Genomic DNA, 6626 nt, shown 5'->3' with positions numbered 1-6626 from the left:
GTAAAAGCGATGTCGTTGTGGGATAGAGCGATGCTGTCTAGACGTTTCATCATAGAAACCATCAACGACCAGTTAAAAAACATCTCTCAAATAGAGCACTCTAGACACCGCAGCGTACATGGTTTTATGCTCAACATGATTGCGGGACTCATCGCCTATCAATTGAAAGACAATAAGCCACAACTGAACATCACTAACGCAGAGTTTAATGCTATTACAGTTATGGCTAGTTAAACCGATCTCAGGTTAGGTTAATTATCTGCTCAGCGTGTTAACTCGAAGAGATAATATCGCCAGCCCGCAAAATCGGTTTATGGCCTTAAAATCATACAAGTCGCCGTAGCAGTGGCGAGCAGTTTTCCATCTTGCGTTTTTAGCGTACCTTCCGAAATACCTAAAGACTTAGATAAATTGATCACCTTACCCTCAGCCACTAACACTTGATGTTTAGGCACAGGTCGAATCATTTTAATATTCAAATCGATAGTGCCGTAACCTACACCCGCTTCAAGCAATGTATGCACGGCGCAACCAGTAACCGAATCCAATACTGTCGCGGCAAAACCACCATGAACGCCGCCCAATGGGTTGAGGTGCTTATCATCGGCAGTCGCATGGAATGTCACCGTTCCTTCGTCGGCTTGAACCAGCGACATTGGCATAGTGAGAGAGATAGAAGGTGCGGGTAATTCACCCCTTGCCATCGCCTGTAAAATAGCTAAACCCGACATTTGCTGAATATTCATATTCCACCTAAATTGATGAGCGTCAAAGCACATGAATAAAAATGACCGCTTAACCACTTTGAATTAGGCGATCATTTAACTGAAAATCCACTTAAACGCTCGGTCCGCATTAACCCCAGCGGCGCCTAAATTGGATCCATATACCACTAAAAAGACTAATAAATATAAGCTCAGCGAAGATCGAATCTATCTAAGTTCATCACCTTAGTCCAAGCGTCGATAAAATCATCGACAAATCGCAGCTGTGCATCACTGCTCGCGTACACTTCTGCGAGTGCACGCAGCTGCGAATTAGAGCCAAAGATCAAATCAACACGACTTGCAGTCCACTTTTGATGGCCGCTGACACGATCAACACCCACAAACATATCCTCCGCTTTAGAAGTGGGTTTCCACGTCGTCCCCATATCGAGCAAGTTAACAAAAAAGTCATTGGTCAAAAACTCAGGACGCGCAGTCAATACACCCATTTTTGACTGATCAGAGTTCGTATCTAACACCCGCAGACCGCCAATAAGCACTGTCATTTCCGGCGCAGTTAAGGTCAGCAATTGTGCCCTATCGACCAATAACTCCTCCGCCGAAACAGAAAACGGAGTGGGATGATAATTTCTAAAGCCATCAGCGACAGGTTCAAGTACCGCAAAAGATTCCACATCCGTTTGCGCTTGTGTGGTATCCATACGACCCGGCGTAAATGGAATCGTCACTTCAACCCCCGCATTTCTAGCCGCTTGATCAATACCGACACAGCCTGCCAGCACAATCAAGTCAGCAAGGGAGATTTGCTTACCTCCTTGATTGAACTCAGACTGAATAGTCTCAAGCACTTTCAGCACCTTAGCAAGTTGCTCAGGCTGGTTTACTGGCCAATCTTTTTGCGGCGCTAGGCGAATTCGAGCGCCGTTCGCACCACCGCGCATATCAGAACCACGGTAGGTCGAAGCAGAGGCCCAAGCGGTTGCAACGACTTCTGAAATCGTTAATCCAGAGCCAATAATCTTAAGTTTAAGATCCGTTACATCCTGCTCATCAACCAAGGGATGATCAACCGCTGGGATGGGATCTTGCCAAAGAAACTCTTCTGCTGGCACTTCAGGACCCAAATAGCGTGTGCATGGCCCCATATCCCTGTGCGTCAGCTTGTACCAAGCCTTTGCAAAGATCTCAGCAAACTCATCAGGATTTTCAAAGAGTCGACGCGATATTTTCTCGTAATCAGGATCGAAGATCAGTGCAAGGTCAGTGGTTAACATGGCCGGCACATGGCGTTTTGAAGCGTCGTGCGCATCGGGGATCACCCCTTTACCCGCGCCATTTTTAGGTATCCACTGATGCGCGCCAGCTGGGCTCTTAGTCAGTTCCCATTCATAACCGAATAGATTTTCAAAGAAATTATTACTCCACTGGGTGGGAGTTGATGTCCAAGTCACTTCAAGACCACTGGAAATAGCATCGCCACCTTTACCGCTTTTGTAGCTACTCTTCCAGCCTAACCCTTGCTGCTCAATACTGGCGGCTTCTGGCTCAGGTCCGACTAATGCTGCGTCACCTGCACCATGGGTTTTACCAAAAGTATGACCACCTGCAATCAAGGCTACGGTTTCTTCATCATTCATCGCCATACGGGCAAAGGTTTCGCGGATATCAACGGCGGCAGCGAAAGGATCTGGGTCGCCATTGGGTCCCTCAGGGTTAACATAAATCAACCCCATTTGGACTGCGGCGAGGGGATCTTCAAGATCTCGCTCTCCCGAGTAACGCTTATCGTCTAACCATTTATTTTCCGCACCCCAGTAAATATCAGCTTCGGGTTCCCAAATATCGACTCGCCCACCAGCGAAACCTAAGGTTTTGAATCCCATAGATTCCAGCGCGACATTACCCGTGAGGATCATCAAATCGGCCCAAGAGATTTTATTGCCATATTTTTGTTTAATCGGCCAAAGGAGCCGACGTGCTTTATCGAGGTTTACGTTATCTGGCCAGCTGTTTAACGGTGCGAAACGTTGATTACCACTCCCCGCTCCGCCACGTCCATCACCGGTACGATAGGTGCCAGCACTGTGCCATGCCATACGAATAAATAGCGGCCCATAGTGGCCAAAATCTGCAGGCCACCAGTCCTGTGAATCCGTCATTAATGCGAGAAGATCTTGCTTTACAGCAGCTAAATTGAGGGATTTAAAGGCTTCAGCATAATTGAAGTCATCACCCAAAGGATTAGATAAGGAAGAGTGTTGGTGCAGAATATCGAGCCGGAGCTGTTTAGGCCACCAATCTCGATTCGAGGTGCCACCAGCAGAATGGTGCATAGGACATTTGTTCTCAGACATAACGTGCTCTCCTTCTGTTCGCAAAAAATATTCAAGTAAATAAAATCTAAATGACTTTTGCCGCAAGTTTGTACTGCTTAACGCTCTCTACCACAGACTAATCGTTTCAATAGAGAAATAAAAACCAGTCTAACGACCTTACCTTACCTCTAGATGAAACGCGATGAATCCGCTCATTAAAAAATATTCAGCAAAAATGACCCTTTCTAAAATAAGCTATTAAAGGATAGTAGAATGATACCAATCATAAAAAAACAAGGGCTGCAAAATGCAGCCCTTGATTTTTATTGGGTAAAACTATGGGATAATTGACTATTTAACTTCTGCCACAGGTTTGCGTCTATTGTGCGCAATGATCAGCGCAACTAAACAGATAACTCCGACAGCAATACCCACTGGCTGGCTCAAAGGTTGCGGTAAGCCTAAGCCAATACCCGCAGTCATAATATAAGACACAGTAACGCTGGTGCCGCCAATCGCTGGTAAGCTAACAATCCAATGGAAGGTCCCGCGATCGAACAAGTACTTAGTTGCTAACCACAATACACTGGTTGATAGCAGCATATTTGAGAAAGCAAAGTAACGCCAAATCAAAGAGAAATCGATCTTCGTCATAAAATACGCAATGGTCAGAATAGGCACAGCAACCAATAAACGATTACGCATACTTTGCGGAATATGGAAGGCATCGATAATCGTCAAACGCAGCGAACGAAATGCGGTATCGCCAGAGGTAATAGGGAAGATAGCCACGGCCACAATCGCCATAATACCGCCCGCAACACCTAAATACGTGGTTGCCACTTGGTTAACCACTAAACCTGGGCCACCTTGGTCGAGCAAACTCTTAAGCTCAACATAACCGCCAGGGAAAGCTGCAATACCCGCCGTTGCCCATACACAAGCAACGATACCTTCAGCAACCATAGCGCCATAATACACAGGGCGAACATACTTCTCATTCGTCAAGCAACGAGCCATGATAGGCGCTTGAGTTGAATGGAAACCGCTAATCGCACCACAGGTAATAGTCACAAATAACAGTGGCCAAACAGGTAGTCCATCAGGGTTTGGTTCGAGTAACTCATTGTTGTAATGGCTGTGGTCGAAATAGGCAAACACATCCCCCATTTCAGGTAACTGCGGCGCATTGATCATTAGAGCAACGGCGATAGAAACTGTCATGACTATCATCAACAAACCAAATGCGGGATATAATTTAGTGATGATTTTATCAATCGGCAGCATAGTCGCTAAAAAGTAATAGACTAAAATCACTAACACCCAGAAGGTATTATTGCCAAAGATGGTGTCTTTAAAATAATCGAGATTACTCAGCAAACCTGCGGGGCTCATGATGAAGACCACGCCCACAAAAAACAGCAGCATAGCCGTAAACAGCAACATCACGCCTTTAAAGTAAATATTAAAGTAGTGGCCCGCAATCTCTGGCAGACTCTTACCGTCTTCTTTAATACTGAGCACGCCAGAAAAATAATCATGTACTGCGCCGCCAATAATATTCCCCAGTACAATCCACACTAAGGCTATTGGGCCGTAAAGTGCACCGAGGATCGGGCCAAATATCGGCCCCACACCCGCGACATTGAGGAACTGGATCAGAAACGCTTTAGCCGGATGAACCGGAACGTAATCGACGCCATCTTCGAATCTCGCCTGTGGTGTAATCGCTTTAGGATCTATACCCGCTTGCCGCTCAACAAAGGGGCTATAGAACTTGTATGCAAGCACTAAGAGTGCGATACAAATAAAGAAAATTAACATTATTTAATTATCCATACTTTAGTAGGAGGTGATTTAATGGAGAGTTTCATTGAGTTAGCGACTGAGGTCAAGCAACACACTATTAGACTAATGTCGGGTTGATTATCTGAAACAGCCGTACGAGTGGGTATAGATGAACAAACGCGTTTAAAAATAATCCATATGAAGTATTCAATTTATCTGCAACAGTACTTATCATGCTAAAACTGAGTTCCTCTCATCGTCCTTATTCCATTCCACGATTTAGTAGTACTAAGCTAGTCAGTCAACACCTACTAAGTTAACCATGGACATACAAGTAACCTTAAGTAGAATACTTAAATCATTGCTGATTTAAAACTTCTTTATAAATTGAGCTAAATATCAGACCACTTAACCCCTACCCAAGTAATAAACCTAATCCATTCTATAACTTCATATTGCAACAGAGTCTAATTTAGTTAATCAGCAACATAAAAAACTACCTTAAGCGCTAGCGACTTATTACTTAATCATTTTACGATTTATAAAAATCGTAAAACTGCAAGAAAAAATCAAAGACCAAAAATAAAAAACTCAGTAGCTTTTAAAAATAACAGAAAACAAAGAAAACTACTATTTGACATCACAAAATTTAAAATAAATCATTAATAAACCAATAAAACTTAAGTTATATTTAGCAAAAATAAAAACACCATTAATCTGCCTCTTAATGACTTTATAATAACTTATTTTTGGCCGAGTGCTCTTGCGCAAAAATGATAATAGCTAACTTTACCAACATGACATTCCATACATTCTGCCAAGTTATGGCATTCATGTTGAATGTTCAAACGATCCCAAAGGAGATTACACATTTAAAAACTTTAAAAGCTCAATAAACTAAAACGTTATAAATCAAGATGAATTTATATAAATAACAAAAGCTTGTATTTTTACAATTAAAATAAGACACTTATTTAAGGACAAATCATGTTAAAAAAACTTCTAACGCCTATGCTGGCCATTTTCCTTCTACTCTCAGGTTGTGCCACAGTACCAATGGCTTCACAAGAGGAAGATGCAAAGCTTAAGACATTCCAGAAGCCAGCTGACAATAAAACAGGGATTTATATATATCGCAATAGTTTTGCGGGTCAGGCTCTAAAGAAAAATATCTATATTAATGGTGAGATGATTGGCGAATCTGCTAATAAAGTCTACTTCTACAAGGAAGTCGAACCAGGCGAGAAAACACTTTCTACCGAATCAGAATTCAGTGAAAATAATTTAAAACTATCGACAGAAGGTGGTAAAAACTACTTTATCGAGCAATATATAAAAATAGGTGTTTTTGTTGGCGGTGCGGGGTTGCAGTCAGTAACTGACGGTGAAGGCATGAAGAATGTTAAAGAATGTAAACTTGCCAAATAGTTTATAGCTAAATTTGTGCTTTTATAAAAATTCAGCTGTAATAATATAGCTTATCCAGTTGCATCTTTAATAATCACGACTTTTAAAAAGTTCTAGAAAACAAAAAACCAGCCAAATGGCTTAATGCCGATCAGTTAAGACAGATCGCTTGACGATCTCGCTGAAAAGATCAAAATCCGATGACCTCATGTCATCGGATTTTTTTATGCAACTCTCAGAAGCACTCGCCCGTACTCATATTACCCGCCTAACCGAATTCACCTGCTTAGCAGATGTGTTAGAACCTGAGTTAATTCAATCTTGCCTAGACTCTCAGGGCGTTGCGACGTTAAGACGGCGTAAATTGCCGATGGACGCGATGATTTGG

The 6626-nt window shown here is 42.8% G+C and carries 6 protein-coding genes; 3 read left to right on the top strand and 3 right to left on the bottom strand.

Features of this window, described 5'->3' with window-relative positions; genetic code table 11:
* Nucleotides 1-234, top strand: a 234-nt coding sequence (locus tag L5M11_RS23475) for a transposase (RefSeq protein ID WP_263186495.1), incomplete at its 5' end; no start/stop codon positions are given.
* Between the two features lie 77 nt (nt 235-311).
* On the opposite strand, the gene L5M11_RS23470 is transcribed toward L5M11_RS23475, so the two are convergent.
* The 3 genes from L5M11_RS23470 to L5M11_RS23460 all read right to left on the bottom strand — a co-directional run bounded on the left by L5M11_RS23470 (nt 312) and on the right by L5M11_RS23460 (nt 4867).
* Nucleotides 312-746 (bottom strand): PaaI family thioesterase, encoded by a 435-nt coding sequence (locus L5M11_RS23470; protein ID WP_028761608.1) that lies wholly within the window; start codon nt 744-746, stop codon nt 312-314.
* A 170-nt stretch (nt 747-916) separates the two neighbouring features.
* Nucleotides 917-3082: a catalase/peroxidase HPI gene (katG, locus tag L5M11_RS23465; RefSeq protein ID WP_263185932.1), complete on the bottom strand. Its 2166-nt coding sequence runs from the start codon at nt 3080-3082 to the stop codon at nt 917-919.
* Between the two features lie 312 nt (nt 3083-3394).
* Entirely contained in the window at nt 3395-4867 is a 1473-nt protein-coding gene (locus tag L5M11_RS23460) for a carbon starvation protein A (protein ID WP_105250058.1), read from the bottom strand.
* Between the two features lie 951 nt (nt 4868-5818).
* Here L5M11_RS23460 and L5M11_RS23455 point away from each other — a divergent pair.
* Together L5M11_RS23455 and L5M11_RS23450 are read left to right on the top strand one after the other, a co-directional pair.
* A complete protein-coding gene (locus L5M11_RS23455) occupies nt 5819-6259 on the top strand; it encodes a DUF2846 domain-containing protein (protein ID WP_263185930.1) in 441 nt (146 codons plus the stop codon).
* Between the two features lie 187 nt (nt 6260-6446).
* Nucleotides 6447-6626 (top strand): transposase domain-containing protein (locus L5M11_RS23450; RefSeq protein ID WP_263142523.1); only part of this gene is annotated, 180 nt, incomplete at its 3' end.

Source organism: Shewanella sp. SM87, from assembly GCF_025653705.1.
In the GTDB taxonomy this organism is placed as follows: domain Bacteria; phylum Pseudomonadota; class Gammaproteobacteria; order Enterobacterales; family Shewanellaceae; genus Shewanella; species Shewanella oncorhynchi.
The sequence above is the reverse complement of the archived record's forward strand: the minus strand, read 5'-3'. Positions and strand labels throughout refer to the sequence as shown.

Coding starts and splice junctions, on each gene's coding strand:
- L5M11_RS23470 (WP_028761608.1), bottom strand. CDS start 746: ATGAATATTCAGCAAATGTCGGGTTTAGCTATTTTACAGGCGATGGCA.
- katG (WP_263185932.1), bottom strand. CDS start 3,082: ATGTCTGAGAACAAATGTCCTATGCACCATTCTGCTGGTGGCACCTCG.
- L5M11_RS23460 (WP_105250058.1), bottom strand. CDS start 4,867: ATGTTAATTTTCTTTATTTGTATCGCACTCTTAGTGCTTGCATACAAG.
- L5M11_RS23455 (WP_263185930.1), top strand. CDS start 5,819: ATGTTAAAAAAACTTCTAACGCCTATGCTGGCCATTTTCCTTCTACTC.